Here is a 14,902-nt window from a genome sequence, read left to right on the forward strand (position 1 = left end):
ACGTTTTCCTTCGAGCAGACTCGGCCGTCGCGCCCGAGCGCCTCGGCATGTCGGGGTTACGTCAACCGGACAGAACTCGACCAGATAGACGGTGCTTTGCGCCTCGCGCTGTAACTCGACTAGTTCGCGCGGGCGACGTGGTCGAGGATGGTGGCAAAAATTCTCATCCCGTCTTTGAATCGCGACAGCTCGAAGTTCTCATTCGCGGCGTGATTGTTCTGGTCCGGATTGGCATAGGGCACGAGAATTGAGGGAATGCCCAGGATATCTGTGAAGACGAAGTTTGGCGGCGAGCTGCCCAGGCTCGGCACGATGAAGGGAACCACGCCAGTCGCACGCTCTACTGCACCAGCCACGATCGCAACGTAGCGATTGTCGAGCGCTGTGCGTGATGCTGGAACCGAGCTGAGCCGGGTCAGCTCGACATCCGGAGCATGCACCGCCAGATGCGCCTCGAGCAACCGAAATATTTCATTGGGGTTCTGCCCGGGTACCAGCCGCATATCAAGGTGCGCTCGGGCGCCGTTGGCAATGACTGATTTCATCCCCGGTCCGGTATAGCCGCTGGTCAGACCGGTGATGGTCATGGTCGGCTGCAGCATCAACCGTTCGTAATAGCCGATTCCCGCCGGTTCGGGAAGCTCGACAATGCCGAAGTCCGTCAAGTGATCGTTCAGGTCGAGGGGCAACCCGGCCAGATTCGCGCTTTCGGTTGGCGTCGGGGGCAGCGCATCATCGAAGAAGCCCGCAACGGCGATCTCACCACTGGGTTGCCACAGCGTCGCCATCGCCTGCACGAGATGCTGGGCGGCGTCGGGCAGCACCCCGCCGAGGCTTCCAGAGTGCGCCTCCCGGTTCGCCCCGCGGGTGCGCAGCTCAACGCCGAGCTGTCCGCGAGTACCGAGAACGAGCTGCGGAGTGCCGCTGCGATGCACGGGACCATCCGAGGTGATGACGAGATTGGCCGCCAACAGGTGCCGGTTATCGCGCACGAGTTCGGCCAGATGCGGGCTTCCGACTTCTTCCTCGCCCTCGATGAGCACCTTTACATTCACCGGCAGCTCGCCGTGGACGGCGCGTATGGCACGCAGCGCGCAGAGCTGTGCGAGGTGCTGGCCCTTGTTGTCGCTGGTACCACGCCCGTACATGCGGCCGTCTCGAATGGTTGACTCGAACGGATCATCCTGCCAGTGCGCGTCAAAATCTGCCGGTTGCACGTCGTAGTGCCCGTAAATGAGCACGGTCGGCAAAGAGGGGTCGACGATGCGTTCGCCGTACACCACTGGCGGTCCATAGCCCTCGATCAGGTGCGCGCGCAGACCACTCGCGCAGACACTGTTCAGCACGATCTGAGCGCACACGACAAGGTCATCCGTGGGCTGAGCACTTACGCCGGCGATGCGAACGAGACCGGCGAGTTCGTCGAGCGCTGCGGTAAATCCCGCATCAATGTGGGCGTAGACATCGTCGATAGTCATCGTGTCACAGGCCCCAAGGTCGGTGCCTGCCCGCGTTTATTTCGCCAGCCGACCTGCACGGAGCTGCCGATTCGCCACGCGGGCGTCATCCCGAATTCGGAGAGGTGCGGTGCCGCGAGCAGCCCGAATTGGCCGATCAGTGCCGGCAGACCGTGTGGCGGCTCAAATTGGGGAGTTGCTGTCTTCATGTCCCGCATCTCCCCTAATGGCGCTTCGGCCACTCCCGAGATGGAAATCTCCCGAGCAAGTCCTGCCATCAACATTTGCGCAACCCTTCACGGCGAGCATTAATGGTCACTCTTGTATATCATATAGATACACTGTCTATGCAGCGATACAATTAGAGTAATCCCCTTGTCCTACGAAACTCCGCCACCCGAACCAGGCAAGATGCGGCGGTCGGTGCTGGCGAGTGCGCGAAACCACGCTTGCGCATCCACTCTTCTTTCCACCTCCCGAAACGAGCCCATTTCATGACCACCCAGCTGCGTGCCCTTGTCAACGCTCGTCTCATCGATGGCACCGGTAGCCCGGCCCGCGCGCGGTCGACCGTGATAATCGAAGGCGAACGTATCGTCGAGGTGACCGACGATCGACCCCTTCCCGTCACCGTCGAGGTCGTCGATCTGGGCGGCGCCACCCTGATGCCCGGCCTGATCGACTGCCACACGCACCATGCAGCGTGGGCTCAGAGCCTGGTCACGCACCCGGAACCACTCGGACTGCTGGTGTCTCAGACCGTGGCGGCACTGAAGGTGACGGTCGAGGCTGGAATCACCACGGCCCGCGACCTCGGGGGCCTGGAACGCGGCTTCGTCGACGCCGTTGACCGCGGAGTCATTCCCGGTCCGCGTTTGCAGACCTCGCTGATCATTGTGTCGCCGACCAACTCGCTGATGGATCACCATCCGGTGTCGGGCGGCGCGATCAACTCCCGCGGGCGCTACGAGATCTGGCCCGGTCTGCCCGAACCCTGGTGCGACGGCCCGGTGGCTGCTCGGGCCAAGGTTCGAGAGGTTATTCGCATGGGCGCTGACGTCATCAAGGTTGCGATGACGGGGAGCATGACGTTCGCCGCACGACGGCCGCACCGCCCGTTGTTCACCGAGGAGGAACTCGCCGCCATCGTGGACGAGGCGCACCTCGAGGGGATCCCGGTGTGCGCACACGCCCACGGCGACCCCGGCGCGATCCTGGCCGTACGGGCCGGGGTCGATACCATTGAGCACGGAACCTACCTCAGCGAAGAGTGCGCGCGCGAAATGGCTGATCGCGGCACATGGTATGTTCCAACAATGTGCATCTCCAACTGGCACAGCACCCTGTCCCAGGCCAGCGTGCGCGCCCACACCGCCGACATGCCTGCTCGCCATCGTGAGAGCATTGCTCGGGCCGTGCGACTCGGTGTGCGCATCGCGGCGGGCACAGACACCAACCCGTTCCACGGATTCGGGCGCACCGGAATGGAATTGGAACTGCTGGTCGAGGCCGGCATGACCGAAGCCGAAGCAATCACGGTTGCCACCGACCACTCCAGCCAGTGCCTCGGCATGTCAGCCGATGTCGGTACTGTCGCGGCGGGCAAGTTCGCCGACCTGCTCATCGTGGACGGCGACCCGCATCGGGACATCCGCTTGTTGCAGGATGCGAGCCGTCGCACCGCCGTGCTGAAAGGCGGCCAGTTCATGAGCGGTTCCCTCCTCTCTATAGCGGATGCGCACAGTCGTCGAACGATCGCGGTGACCGCATGACAACCGACACTGCTGACACCCCGGACACGCCTGACACGCCTGACACGCCTGACACGCCTGACACGCCTGACACGCCTGACACTTTTGAGACTTCTGAGACTTCTGAGGCTTCTGAGACTTCTGAGACTTCGACGGAGCCGACCGTCGCAACGGGCCCGGCCACCGACTATACGGTCGGGCCGGTCGCCGCAGCCCTCGACATCCTGCTCGAGTTCGAGAACGGGCAGAGGGAACTGCGCGTCGCCGACATCGCCCGGCGCATTGGAGTGACCCGAAACAAGGCGTTTCGCCTGATCAAAACCCTCGAATCGCGCGGTTTTCTGCAGCGCATCGGCGACCACTACCGGGTAGGCAGTCGATTACTCACCCTCAGCGAAGTGGCGGTCCAACCGATCGAAGCACTGCGGGCCGCAGCGCAGCCCGAGCTGGAGACGTTGCAGGCGCAGACCAATGAAACGGTTTATCTGCTGGCTCCGTTGGGCATGGAAGCGATCTGCATCTCCCGCATTGAGAGCACCCATTCCCTGCGTATCTCCGTTGATGTCGGCAAAAAACGGCCACTTAATGCGGGGGCTGGGCAGAAGATGCTGCTCTCGGGCCAGGACGAGCAACGCCTGACCCAGGTACTCAGGCATCGTGGGCCGGCGTTCACCGAACACACCATCACCGACGAGGCCGAGTTGCGCCGACAATTGGAGGAGATTCGCCAGCGCGGTTACAGCCTCAGTCTCGGCGAGGTCGATGCCGGGGCAGGGGCAGTCGCCGCGCCGGTCTACGACTATTCTGGAGACATGATCGCGGCCCTGGTAATTGGGGGTGCCATGTCGCGGGTGTCGGGCAATGTCGAGGGTGCGTGGAGAGATTCGGTCGTCAGCGCCGCCCACCGTATCTCTGCAACGCTCGGCTACCCCCAAAAATAGCGGCGCTTCTACCGCGCAATTCCAGCGCTCCGTCGTCTTTTTCACTAGATCGGCGCAGGCCTGTACGCAGGCGTGTTGAGTTCACCTAATCAACTACAGCAATGGAACACTGTCAATGAATCGTATCCAGGTCGCAAAAACCCTCTGCATAGCCCTCTCGGTCTCGCTCTTAGCCGGTTGCAGTGCAGCGGTCGAACCGGCGGAACCCACAGCGTCCTCTGGCATGGACCAAGCCATCCACGACGCCCTACCCCAAAACATTCAGGACGCTGGCGAGCTCACTGTCGTCACGAGCGGTGCAAACCCGCCATGGTGGGTCACGACGCCCGGAAAAACCGGCGAGTACACCGGCGCCGGCGCCGAGCTCATGGAGGCCATCGCCGAGGTCATGGGCGTGGATGTCACGGTCGCCACCGTGCCGGACATTTCCGGCGCGTTCGCCGCGATCAGCGCCGAACGTTACGCTTTCGGTTTCTTTCCCTACGCCGACTCGGTCGGCGGACCGAGGGAGCGCCCAGGCGCCGAATTCGTTGACGTTCTGCAGGAGGTCGTGCCTTTTCTGGTCGAGAAGGGCAACCCCAAGAACGTCACCAACATGGACGAATTGTGTGATGTCACCGTGGCAGCACTCGCCAACGCCGCCACTTACAAAGTCGCCGAGGCTCAGGCAGTGAAATGCCAGGAGCAGGGTAAGGACCTCACCGTACTGAGTGTCGCGAGCGTTCCCGACGGCGTGCTGGCCGTGCGATCAGGGCGAACGGATGCATTCTTCACCGGCGGAGCCTCGCTGTTCTACGCGGCTAAAGAATCCAACGACGAGTTGGAAGTCGTCGGCGACGAGTTCGCCAACGGGTTCGCCGGTCAGTTCATGGGAGCTCTGCTTCCGAAAGATTCCGAGCTCTCCGACCCGCTGCTCGCGAGCTTTCAAGTGCTCTTTGACAATGGTGACTACGAGAAGATCATGACCAAGTACGGTCTCGAACGAGAGATTATCGAACAGCCCGGCATCAACCTGTACGCCGACTGGCTTGTCGCAAATCCGCAATAGTCATGGCAAACCTGCCGAGTAACCAGACCGATATCGAATTGCCTCACCCGCGGCACCCTGTGGACGTAGCACGGGCGCTGGCCCCACGGCGGCCCGCTACCTGGGCGCTCTCCATCATTACCGTGGTCGTCGCCGCACACATCGTGAACCTGGTACTGACGAACCCCAACTTTGAATGGAACGTCGTCGGGCAATACCTCAACAGCGAAACCGTGCTCCAGGGCGTTGTCATGACTCTCTTTCTCACGGTGACGGCGATGACGATCGGTCTGGTTCTCGGCGGCGTTCTGGCAGTGTGCAAGCTGTCAGACAACGCCCTGCTGCGCGCGCTCGCCTCGTCGTACATCTGGCTGTTCCGGGGTACACCACAGCTCGTGCAACTGATCTTCTGGTTCAACATCGGCTTGCTCGTGCCGGTTTTGAGCATCGGGATTCCGTTCGGTCCGACATTTGCCTCCATCGAGTCCAACACCCTGGTGACGCCACTGTTGGCGGCCATCCTCGGTCTTGGACTGCACGATGCCGCCTATCAGGCCGAGATCTATCGCGCCGGGCTGATCTCGGTTGACGAGGGGCAGCTCGAGGCGGCGCAAGCCCTGGGCATGAAGCCGGTTCGCGTCTTCTTTCGAATCCAGCTACCCCAGGCCATGCGCTTCATCGTTCCGCCCACTTTCAACTCCGTCATCGCACTGGTGAAGGGGACTTCGCTGGTAAGCGTGATCGGCGGAACCGAGTTGTTGTTCTCGGTCAAGCAGATCTACAGCCAGACCTATCAAACCGTGCCGCTGCTGATCGTCGCGAGTATTTGGTACCTCTTCATCACGACCGTGCTCAACGGCGTGCAGTTCTTCATTGAGCGTCACTACGGCCGGGGGTCCAGCCGCAATGGCAGCTCGGTTATTGTTGCCAGGTTTTTCGATCGACGAGCCGCCAAACGTAACCGGAATCGCGGTCTGCAATCGTGACTCTGCCCATTCTGCGCATTAGCGGATTGCGTAAAAATTTCTCCGGGGTCGAGGTACTCAAGGGCATAGACCTCGAGGTGCACGTGGGCGAAACCGTCGCGATCCTCGGTTCGTCGGGGTCGGGAAAATCCACCCTGCTGCGCTGCGTGAACTGCCTCGAGGTTGCCAGCGGCGGGTCGATCTGGGTAGGCGAGGAACTGATGGGCTATCGGCAAGAGCCTAAAGGGACCGTGCGCCGGCTCAGCGAAAGGCAGATCGCCGTGCAGCGTCGCCAAGTGGGAATGGTTTTTCAGAACTTCAACCTGTTTCCACACTGGACCGTGCTGCAGAACATTGCCGACGGACCGCGCTCCATTCTCAAACTGAGCAAGGCCGATGCAATCGAGCGCAGCATGACACTGCTGACCCGAGTGGGATTGGCTGATCGTGCCAACGCTTACCCTCGCCAGCTCTCCGGCGGGCAGCAGCAACGCGTCGCCATCGCCCGGGCACTGGCCCTTGAACCCGCCCTGCTTCTGTTTGACGAACCGACGTCGGCCCTCGATCCGGAAAACGTCAGCGAAGTCACCGATGTCATGGCCGCACTGGCCGCCAGCGGCGCCACCATGCTCGTGGTCACCCACGAGCTGGGCTTCGCTCGGGCAGCGGCCGATCGGGTCGTTTTTCTGGACGGCGGCGTCATTCTCGAGCAGGGTTCGCCGGCCGAGGTGTTCGACCACTCGCAGCAACCGCGCACCCGGGAGTTCGTGCGCAAGACGCTGATGTGACTCGACAACTCTCCCGCCGCGGCTCACACTGGATGCACCCGTGGCCTTCGAAGGAGAAACCATGACCGTACTCGCAGATGCCCGTGAACTTTCCGGAGACATCACCGACCTGCGCCACCGCTTGCACCAGGAACCTGAAATCGGGCTGCAGCTGCCACGCACGCAGGAGAAGGTACTCAAGGCCCTCCAGGGCCTTCCGTACGAGATCAGTCTGGGTACCGACACCACCTCGGTGACGGCGGTGTTGCGCGGAACCGGCGCCGGGGCATCCGCTTCACGGCCCGTGGTGTTACTGCGCGGCGACATGGACGCGCTTCCAGTTCAGGAACGTACCGGATTGGAGTTCAGCTCGCGCATTGACGGCGCCATGCACGCCTGCGGTCACGACCTGCACACGTCTATGCTCGTGGGCGCGGCGACGCTGCTCGCCCACCACCGTGACCAGCTCGCCGGAGACGTCGTGCTCATGTTCCAGCCGGGTGAGGAAGGGTACGACGGGGCGGGAGTGATGATTCGCGAGGGCGTACTCGACGCCGCCGGCCGTCGGGCGAATGCCGCCTACGGCCTGCACGTCGTGTCGGCCGGCGCACCCAACGGGCAATTCGCCAGTCGCGCCGGAACCCTGATGTCGGCCAGCGATAGCCTCACGGTGACGGTGCACGGGGCCGGCGGGCACGGTTCGGCCCCACATCAAGCGCAGGATCCGGTGACGGTGATTGCCGAGATGGTCACCGCCCTGCAGGTGATGGTCACCCGCCAATTCGACATGTTCGACCCGGTGGTGCTCTCGGTCGGGGTGCTGCAGGCCGGCACCAAGCGCAATATCATCCCCGACTCCGCGCGACTGGAGGCGACCGTTCGGTCATACACACCCGAGTCGCGGGCCAAGCTGGCGTGCGTGGTCCCCCGGCTGCTCGAGGGAATCGCGGCAGCGCACGGCGTTGAAGTAGCGGTGGATTACGCCACCGAATATCCATCGACCGTCACAGACGAGGGCGAAACCAGCCGGGCCGAGCGCGTCGTCGGTGAACTCTTCGGTGAAAAGCGGTTCACCCGCATGGTCAATCCCCGTGGCGGCTCTGAGGACTTCTCGCGAGTGTTGCAACAGGTACCGGGAACCTTTGTCTTTCTCTCGGCCATGTCGCGACAAGCGGATGCCGCCACCCCCGCCTTCAATCACTCCCCCGCGGCAACCTTTGACGACGATGTCCTGGCCGACGGCACGGCCTTATACACGCAGTTGGCACTGTCGCGTATGGCCGAACTGGCGGGCTAAGCCCGGGCTATCTTTGGCGCGGGCTCATCATGCACAAACGCCACCACAGACGCGGCCCGAAAGTTCACCCAGTTCGCGGGGAGGCGCATGTCGCTCGTGCGTGCTTAGCTATATGCAGATGCATATTCTTGGGAGTTCGACAATTCACAATTTCACGCTAAACAGCGATACCACCATGGCCGATACGGCCGATCGAGCACGCATCGTTGATGCCGGCCACGCCACCCGTCACGATGGGCAGACAGAGTGAGCGTTCCACGACTTTACCTCTCTGTCAACGGATGCCTGTGCCCCCGTTCCGAGCCAGACCCGGCCTGGGGAGATGTAGCCCAGGCATCGATCAACATCGAATACGGTGACGGTCACGCTGCAACCCGCGACGTGCACTGGGCTCCCCGCCTGATCACGGCGCTCGACTCCCTGCTGATGCAGTACGGAGTCGAGCTGGTCTGGCTCACCTCTTGGAACGAGTTCGATGCCACCCGGCAGCTGCTCGTGCCCGAGCTGCACGGCCTGGCCGGCGGGCGCATGCTCGACGTGACGACTCCGCCGAAACGCCCCGGCCGCACCGATGGCGAGACGGGACTTTGGAAGTCCGAGCGCATCGAAGAAGACCAGAACATGCCGGCACCGTTCATCTGGATCGACGATGCCGACGTGCAACTGCACGGGGAGACGGTGCGCAACGCCACGCTGGAGACACCGTCGCTGCTAATTCCGCCGCGCTCCGAGGTAGGCATCACCGTCGACGACATCGCCCTGATGCGCGTCTGGCTCGAGCAGCTGCCCTAATTTCGTTCGAGCACTCGTCTTGCCCCTGGCTCCACGACTGGGCCCTGCGGCCAGGTTCGGCGAGCTGCGCAGCGTCTTCGTCTATCCGGGCCGGTCATCACCGGATGACCAGGCGCACCGTTCGATGGTCCGTGTCTAGAGACGGCTGAAGAGCTCCCGGGTCTCAGAATGTGCGTCCACGATACTGGCCAGAATCTCTCCCGAACGAACGGCAATGTTGGAAAGCAACCCGGCGCCCAAGCCATGTTGGGAGTCCGTGGTGCCAACGGCGAAGATGGGCAGCACCTCCTCGCCCGCAATGATGCGGTAGTCGCGGGCGAGGTGCACTCCCAATTCGCTGCGAATGCTATCGCCGAGTAGATGCGTCGGAGTGACTGCGGCGAAGCCGGTGGCGCAGATCACGCCGTCGAACTCCTCAACTGACTGAGAGTTACTCATCCGCTGATCCACGCGAAGGGACACGGTATTACCGTGCGCTGAAGCGCCAAGAATCTGGGACGCTCGACGGAACTCGAGGCGCGTCGTTCCATCTACCTTGCCAGCGTATTCGGTTTCATAGAGCCAATGGATCAGGTCGGGATCGACGCAGCCGTAGTTCGTCGTCCTATGGCGATATAAGATCTCATCTCGGACGTTGGCCGGGGCGAAGTAGAAGTCATCGACGGCGTCGGGATCGAAGACTCTGTTCGCGTAGGGGCTGTCGTCGGCGGGAACGAGCCCGTAGCCGGAGATGAAGCAGGAAACCTTCGTCTCGGGGTATTGCTCGAGGACGAACCTGATCGATTCAGCTGCGCTCTGTCCCTGTCCAATCACGGCCACGTGGCTATCGGGACCGAGCTGCATGCCTGCCACGCCCGATCGCAGGCGAGAGTTGTGGATGATCCGCGAGGTCTCAACCCGTGCCCAGCTCGGGAGGCTCGGTGCGGATCCAATACCGAGCACGACGGTGCGCGCACGCTCCTCGAAGGAAATACCGTCTCGGACGCCACGGACGACGCAGACGTTGTCGACGACATCGATCGACGTCACTTCTGTTCGCCAGCGGATCTCGGGCGAGACGGAGTCGCTGACCCATGACAGGTAGTCGACGAACTCCTGTCTGGACGGGAAGAACGTCTGCCTGTTGATGAAGTCGTTGAGGCGACCGCGAGCGTGGAGATAGCTGATGAAGCTGAACGGGCTATTCGGGTTGCGCTGGGTCACCAGATCTTTCAAGAAGGAGACCTGCATGACCGAGGAAGGTAGGAGCATCTCGGGGTGCCAGTCGAAGTGGCTACGGCGATCGACAAACAGTGCATCCAAGGCGGATCCGTCGCGATTCGCTTCGTCGATCGCGGCTGCCAGTCCGAGGTTAGCCGGGCCGAGCCCGACCGCGATCACATCACGCATTATTGCCTCCAAGAGTGTGCCGATAGGTCAGGAACGTTTCGTCATTCCAGATGATGGAATCACTAATCTGGAGGCGGCGACGAATGAATGACGTTGCTTCTCCCTCATCACCCGTTCCTCCGGAGAACTGCCGGTATGCGATGAAGAGGCTGGTGAGGTCTTCCCTGGCCGACGCCCTTCGGCTCGCCCCCTCGATCCGTTCGACTTTCATAAAATTACCTGTCCTTCTGTACTTATCAGAGATGCGATCTGCTGTGCGGGGCAGGAGCGCGTGTGAGGCCTCCGCCGTCGAAGTTTGTGGCCGAGACCACCCGGCCCGTGGCGGAAACCTGGAGGTAGCGGGGGTTACGAAGACGATGCGCACACGCATCGAAAGAGTGCACGCTACCCTGGTAGCGTTCTACCCCCGCATCGTCGAGATACCCCCGCAACCCATCCCGGATGTACTCCGCTTGGTCTAAGGAATGAACCGACGAAGCCTGTCCTCCTGCACCGACGTCTTTGGCTCTGCCAACGAGATATCGGTCCGGGTGTTCGGCAATCGGAGCCGGACGCCACCACAAGCCCTATCGGTGTACATGTCTTTGGTGTCTTCCCCCGGTACACAACAGGAGTCTGTGCGGTTGTACTGCTCCAACGAACCATACTGTCTAGTAGATGAGTGTCTCGACCGGAAGCTTTAAGCCTACCCGACCGTCGGTCTCGTTGCCGGAGCGCCCAAGCTCACGCCGCTTGGGTTTCAGAACTCTGAGACGGACCTCGGTCAGAACCCGCGGCGCCCGGCGAACAGGGCGTGCAGCAGGGGGGCGATCGACGCGACCATCAGTACGGTGCCGAGCACCGCGTCATCCGCTCGCAGGAGGACGCCGGCGATGAGCACAGCGCCAAAGACGAGCGCCGAGACCGCCTGCCGCACGGTGCGTTCGAGGCGTGCGACTCTTTTTTCGAGGACCGGGCTGGCGACCGCCACGGTGCCGTCTCCGATGCGGGTGATCAGCCCGTCGAGTCGCTTCGGCAGGCGAAACGCGAGACCGGCGGTCTCCAACGCCTGTTTGGCGAAGTCCTGCACCAGGTTGCCGCCCTCATCGCGCAGCAGCTGCGCCGCGTAGGGCTCGACCGAGTCCCACAGGTTGAACGCGGGGTTGAGCGCGCTCGAGACTCCAGAAGTGAGGGACATGGCCCGAATGATGAGCAAAAAGTTCTCGGGCAGCTGAAACGGCAACGAGCGCACGACGTCACCGAATTGCACCGCGAACTCGCGGAACTCACGGGGGTCGACCTCGCGCAGTTCGGCGAATCCCATTCCGCCGAATCGGGCGAACAGCTGCGTCATTGCGCGCTCGAGTTCGGTTGTTTCGGCCGAGGGCAGCAGCACTCCCACGTCGTTCATGGCGTTGACCAGTCCGCGTCCGTCCCGCGAGGCGGCGGCGATCAGCATTTTGCGCAGCCCGGTGCGGGTGCTCTTGGGAACCTCACCCATCATGCCGAAATCGATGAATGTCAGCTTCCAGCCACGCTCGCTGTCGGCGTGCGGGGTGACGAAGATGTTGCCGGGGTGCGGGTCAGCGTGGAAGAACCCCATGGTGAACATCTGGTCGAACATGACTTCAGCGAAGACGGGCGCCACCTGGACGGGGTCGATGCCGGCCTTGACCAGGGCGTCGACGTCGGTGATCTTGATCGCCGTGACGTCTTCGAGGGTGAGTACGCGGCGGGTGGTGCGCTCCCAGGCAACGACGGGTACGCTCACCCGGTCGTCGTCGGGAAAGGCCGCCGCGAAACGTTCAGAGCTGGCTGCCTCGTGCAGGTAGTCGATTTCTTCGAGGCTGGTCTGGGCGAATTCCTCGACCAACGCCGGCATATCGACGCGGTTGGAGACGAGTTTCACATGGCTGAGCCACCCGCCCACTTTGCGCAGGGCGGCCAGGTCGACGTCGATGATCTCGTCGATCCCCGGCCGCTGCACTTTGATGATGACCCCGTCGAGCCCCGTGTCGGCAGCATCGAGCGCGGTCAGTCGCGCCCGATGCGCCTGACCGAGGGATGCCGCGGCCACCGGCGTCTCGTCGACCGACGTAAAGGCCCGCTCGAGCGGCATGCCCAGCTCTGCCTCGACGGCCGCGCGAATAGCCGCGAACGGCACCGGCGCGACCTCGTCTTGCAGGCCCTCGAGTTCTTTGGTGATCTCGGGCGGCAACACGTCGAGGCGCGATGACATGAATTGCCCGACCTTGATCATCAGGCCACCGAGGTCGGACGCGAGCACGTAAAAACCCTTGGCGAAGCGTTGCATCCGCTTAGAGCGCGTGCGCTCGGCGATTTTCACCAGCCCGATGCGGGGCAGGAACAACTCGAACCACCACGTTATGGCCAGATACCAGCTGGCGAAACGCAGAATGCGGCGGTAGCGGGCGCGCATGTTTCCCGCGCCCGAGTTCGAATCGTAGCTACCTCGACGAACCAGTGGCACCCCGTCAGTCCTGGGCGAGGATCGAGTAGAGCTTGCGACGCGCGTCGTCGAGCACCATGACGGCCTGCTTGACCTGCTCCGGCGAACCGGTGCGACCAACCTGCGCCGCGGCCTGGGCGAGCTCGATCCCCGCTTTCGGCAATGCCGCATGGCCATGCCCGTGGCCAGAAGTCGACGCCGTAGTTTCCCACGGCGCGCTCATGTCAGAGTCAGCGACAGCGGCGCGGCCCTCATCGGTCAGGGAGTAGATCTTGCGACCATTGGACTCCTCGGCGCTAATGAGGCCCTCGTCAGCCAACAGCTGCAGGGTCGGGTAGACCGAGCCGGCGCTGGGTTTCCAACTGCCACCACTGCGCTCTTCGATTTCGTGAATGATCTGGTAGCCGTGCATCGACTGCTCAGCGAGCAGCGCGAGCACCGCCGTGCGCACCTCACCACGGCCGGCGCGGGTACCGGTCTGCTTTTCGAACCGCGAACGAAACTGCTCCATCGCCTGCCAGATGCCATCCATGTTGCCAGCGTTGAACCCGCTTGTTGGAAATGAATTGCCCATGATTTCCTCCTGTAAGTATTGCGAACGATATACAGCGATAGGTCAACGATACCCAGCGATGCCTTCGAGCGACACACTCACACCGATGCTCAGGGCCGGCTCCCAGACAGCCTCATTTTAGCAATTACCGTCCACCACGAGAAAGGCGTGCACGGGTCTAGCGTTGAATCATGGAACACACAACGCGACCCCTCACGCACATCGCGGACATTCGGGCTGACGCCGCGATTGAACCCGGTCGGCTCGGTCACAGCACGGTTCTCTCCTCCCCCGGGGTGCGCGTGGTCGTGCTCACCTTCGAAGCCGGTTTCACACTCAAGAAGCACTCAGCGCCCAAAATTCTGCTCATGCAAGCCCTCGACGGATGCCTGCGAGTCACGGCCGGCGGGCAGGTCACCGACCTCGTTCCCGGCGCCCTGCTTCGACTCGATGCCAGCCTCGAGCACGAGGTCGAAGCGCTCGAGAAATCACGACTGATGCTCACCTTGATCGGCTAGGAAACTATTATGAAGACCCTTCTCAACATCATCTGGCTCGTGCTCTCAGGCTTCTGGCTGTTCCTCGGCTACATGGTCGCGGCTCTCATCATGTGCATTCTCATCGTGACGATCCCCTGGGGGATCGCGGCGGCACGCATCGGGGTCTACGCCCTCTGGCCGTTTGGCAAGACCGTGATTGAGACGCCGAACGCCGGCGTCGCGTCTCTCCTCGGCAACGTTGTCTGGGTGATTCTGGCCGGCTGGTGGATCGCCCTGGAGCATCTACTTTCGGGTATCGCTCTCTGCCTCACCATCATCGGTATCCCGTTCGGCATCGCCAACTTCAAGTTGATCCCGGTCGCCCTCATGCCGCTCGGCAAGCAGATCGTGGACACGCCATAAGATTCACCGGTAGCGCGGCGGCAATCACCCGACCCGCACCTTCCGTAACGCTCTATCGCGGCGTTCGCAACCGGATCGCCCCCTTCGCAGTCGAAGGATCGACCACGACTCCGCCCTGCGTGATCTGTAATTCGCCGCGGGCGACCATGCGGCGTGCGGCGCGGCGTGCAGGTTCCATCAGGTCGCGCCAATCCTCTCCGCCGATGGTTCGCGCCGCGTCAGAAGGGCAGATCGTGGAATCGTGCGCGCGCGCCTGGAGCAGCGTCACGATGGTCGCTTCAAGCTGCAGGTCGGTCGTATTAACACCGTGTGACCGGCACGCCGCGGAGCAGTACTTCACCGAATCCCAGTTCTTGGCCCACTTCGCGCGCCACTCGATGCGACGCCCACACGAGGCGCACGTTTTCTCCGCCCGGGCAGCTGCGGGGTCAGCATCGGAGGGCTTTGGTTGACGGTGGGCCATACCTTCTATCTTGCGCGACAACACGGCTCCCTGCCAGGCCTGCTTCTTGGTGCGCGGTGCCAGAGCAGACCGGTGCTTCCTCGGCGAGGTGACGGTTTCCGCGATGCCAGGGTCTGCCTCCAGTGACACTCAGGGCTCAGCTACGCACC

At 62.6% G+C, this 14,902-nt stretch carries 15 protein-coding genes; 9 read left to right on the forward strand and 6 right to left on the reverse strand.

Annotated elements, in window-relative coordinates; translation table 11 throughout:
• Positions 1-119: 119 nt before the first annotated feature.
• A complete protein-coding gene (locus CXY83_RS15270) occupies positions 120-1,478 on the reverse strand; it encodes a M20/M25/M40 family metallo-hydrolase (protein ID WP_104198171.1) in 1,359 nt (452 codons plus the stop codon).
• Positions 1,479-1,951: 473 nt separating this feature from the next.
• Here CXY83_RS15270 and CXY83_RS15280 point away from each other — a divergent pair, with 473 nt between their 5' ends.
• From CXY83_RS15280 to CXY83_RS15310, 7 genes are all read left to right on the forward strand, one after another.
• Entirely contained in the window at positions 1,952-3,229 is a 1,278-nt protein-coding gene (locus tag CXY83_RS15280; protein WP_104198173.1) for an amidohydrolase family protein, read from the forward strand.
• Positions 3,226-4,149, forward strand: a complete 924-nt coding sequence (locus CXY83_RS15285; RefSeq protein WP_104198174.1) for an IclR family transcriptional regulator — start codon at positions 3,226-3,228, stop codon at positions 4,147-4,149. The genes CXY83_RS15280 and CXY83_RS15285 overlap by 4 nt, the downstream gene beginning before the upstream one ends.
• 115 nt (positions 4,150-4,264) lie before the next feature.
• Positions 4,265-5,197, forward strand: coding sequence for a transporter substrate-binding domain-containing protein (locus CXY83_RS15290; protein WP_104198175.1), 933 nt, complete (start codon positions 4,265-4,267; stop codon positions 5,195-5,197).
• A 2-nt stretch (positions 5,198-5,199) separates the two neighbouring features.
• Complete coding sequence (locus CXY83_RS15295) at positions 5,200-6,162, forward strand: amino acid ABC transporter permease (protein WP_104198176.1); 963 nt, start codon at positions 5,200-5,202, stop codon at positions 6,160-6,162.
• Entirely contained in the window at positions 6,159-6,929 is a 771-nt protein-coding gene (locus tag CXY83_RS15300; protein ID WP_304466255.1) for an amino acid ABC transporter ATP-binding protein, read from the forward strand. The genes CXY83_RS15295 and CXY83_RS15300 overlap by 4 nt, the downstream gene beginning before the upstream one ends.
• A 61-nt stretch (positions 6,930-6,990) precedes the next feature.
• Positions 6,991-8,205 (forward strand): M20 family metallopeptidase, encoded by a 1,215-nt coding sequence (locus tag CXY83_RS15305; protein WP_104198493.1) that lies wholly within the window; start codon positions 6,991-6,993, stop codon positions 8,203-8,205.
• Positions 8,206-8,451: 246 nt separating this feature from the next.
• Positions 8,452-8,997 carry an HAD domain-containing protein gene (locus CXY83_RS15310; RefSeq protein ID WP_104198177.1) on the forward strand — a complete coding sequence of 182 codons (546 nt, stop codon included), beginning with the start codon at positions 8,452-8,454 and terminating at the stop codon, positions 8,995-8,997.
• A gap of 135 nt (positions 8,998-9,132) precedes the next feature.
• On the opposite strand, the gene CXY83_RS15315 is transcribed toward CXY83_RS15310, so the two are convergent.
• From CXY83_RS15315 to CXY83_RS15330, 4 genes are all read right to left on the reverse strand, one after another.
• Positions 9,133-10,386 (reverse strand): lysine N(6)-hydroxylase/L-ornithine N(5)-oxygenase family protein, encoded by a 1,254-nt coding sequence (locus tag CXY83_RS15315; RefSeq protein ID WP_104198178.1) that lies wholly within the window; start codon positions 10,384-10,386, stop codon positions 9,133-9,135.
• Positions 10,379-10,597 (reverse strand): hypothetical protein, encoded by a 219-nt coding sequence (locus CXY83_RS15320; RefSeq protein ID WP_104198179.1) that lies wholly within the window; start codon positions 10,595-10,597, stop codon positions 10,379-10,381. Before CXY83_RS15320 ends, CXY83_RS15315 begins: the two co-directional genes overlap by 8 nt.
• 552 nt (positions 10,598-11,149) lie before the next feature.
• Positions 11,150-12,805, reverse strand: coding sequence for an AarF/ABC1/UbiB kinase family protein (locus tag CXY83_RS15325; protein ID WP_104198180.1), 1,656 nt, complete (start codon positions 12,803-12,805; stop codon positions 11,150-11,152).
• A 55-nt stretch (positions 12,806-12,860) separates the two neighbouring features.
• Positions 12,861-13,409 carry a PadR family transcriptional regulator gene (locus tag CXY83_RS15330; RefSeq protein ID WP_104198181.1) on the reverse strand — a complete coding sequence of 183 codons (549 nt, stop codon included), beginning with the start codon at positions 13,407-13,409 and terminating at the stop codon, positions 12,861-12,863.
• A 170-nt stretch (positions 13,410-13,579) separates the two neighbouring features.
• Between CXY83_RS15330 and CXY83_RS15335 the strand changes: the two genes are divergently transcribed.
• Together CXY83_RS15335 and CXY83_RS15340 are read left to right on the forward strand one after the other, a co-directional pair.
• Positions 13,580-13,906, forward strand: a complete 327-nt coding sequence (locus CXY83_RS15335) for a hypothetical protein (protein ID WP_104198182.1) — start codon at positions 13,580-13,582, stop codon at positions 13,904-13,906.
• A 9-nt stretch (positions 13,907-13,915) separates the two neighbouring features.
• Complete coding sequence (locus CXY83_RS15340) at positions 13,916-14,290, forward strand: YccF domain-containing protein (protein ID WP_104198183.1); 375 nt, start codon at positions 13,916-13,918, stop codon at positions 14,288-14,290.
• A gap of 52 nt (positions 14,291-14,342) precedes the next feature.
• Here CXY83_RS15340 and CXY83_RS15345 read toward each other — a convergent pair whose 3' ends face one another.
• Positions 14,343-14,882, reverse strand: a complete 540-nt coding sequence (locus CXY83_RS15345) for a DUF2256 and DUF3253 domain-containing protein (protein ID WP_233200997.1) — start codon at positions 14,880-14,882, stop codon at positions 14,343-14,345.
• Positions 14,883-14,902 lie beyond the last annotated feature (20 nt).

The sequence above is a fragment of the Cryobacterium sp. M15 genome, assembly GCF_002929675.1.
Taxonomy (GTDB): domain Bacteria; phylum Actinomycetota; class Actinomycetes; order Actinomycetales; family Microbacteriaceae; genus Cryobacterium; species Cryobacterium lyxosi.

Excerpts from the sequence above, each read along its gene's own strand:
- CXY83_RS15325 (WP_104198180.1), bottom strand. The coding sequence starts at position 12,805 with ATGCGCGCCCGCTACCGCCGCATTCTGCGTTTCGCCAGCTGGTATCTG.
- CXY83_RS15340 (WP_104198183.1), top strand. The coding sequence starts at position 13,916 with ATGAAGACCCTTCTCAACATCATCTGGCTCGTGCTCTCAGGCTTCTGG.
- CXY83_RS15320 (WP_104198179.1), bottom strand. The coding sequence starts at position 10,597 with ATGAAAGTCGAACGGATCGAGGGGGCGAGCCGAAGGGCGTCGGCCAGG.
- CXY83_RS15295 (WP_104198176.1), top strand. The coding sequence starts at position 5,200 with ATGGCAAACCTGCCGAGTAACCAGACCGATATCGAATTGCCTCACCCG.
- CXY83_RS15290 (WP_104198175.1), top strand. The coding sequence starts at position 4,265 with ATGAATCGTATCCAGGTCGCAAAAACCCTCTGCATAGCCCTCTCGGTC.
- CXY83_RS15335 (WP_104198182.1), top strand. The coding sequence starts at position 13,580 with ATGGAACACACAACGCGACCCCTCACGCACATCGCGGACATTCGGGCT.
- CXY83_RS15270 (WP_104198171.1), bottom strand. The coding sequence starts at position 1,478 with ATGACTATCGACGATGTCTACGCCCACATTGATGCGGGATTTACCGCA.
- CXY83_RS15315 (WP_104198178.1), bottom strand. The coding sequence starts at position 10,386 with ATGCGTGATGTGATCGCGGTCGGGCTCGGCCCGGCTAACCTCGGACTG.
- CXY83_RS15285 (WP_104198174.1), top strand. The coding sequence starts at position 3,226 with ATGACAACCGACACTGCTGACACCCCGGACACGCCTGACACGCCTGAC.
- CXY83_RS15280 (WP_104198173.1), top strand. The coding sequence starts at position 1,952 with ATGACCACCCAGCTGCGTGCCCTTGTCAACGCTCGTCTCATCGATGGC.
- CXY83_RS15305 (WP_104198493.1), top strand. The coding sequence starts at position 6,991 with ATGACCGTACTCGCAGATGCCCGTGAACTTTCCGGAGACATCACCGAC.
- CXY83_RS15330 (WP_104198181.1), bottom strand. The coding sequence starts at position 13,409 with ATGGGCAATTCATTTCCAACAAGCGGGTTCAACGCTGGCAACATGGAT.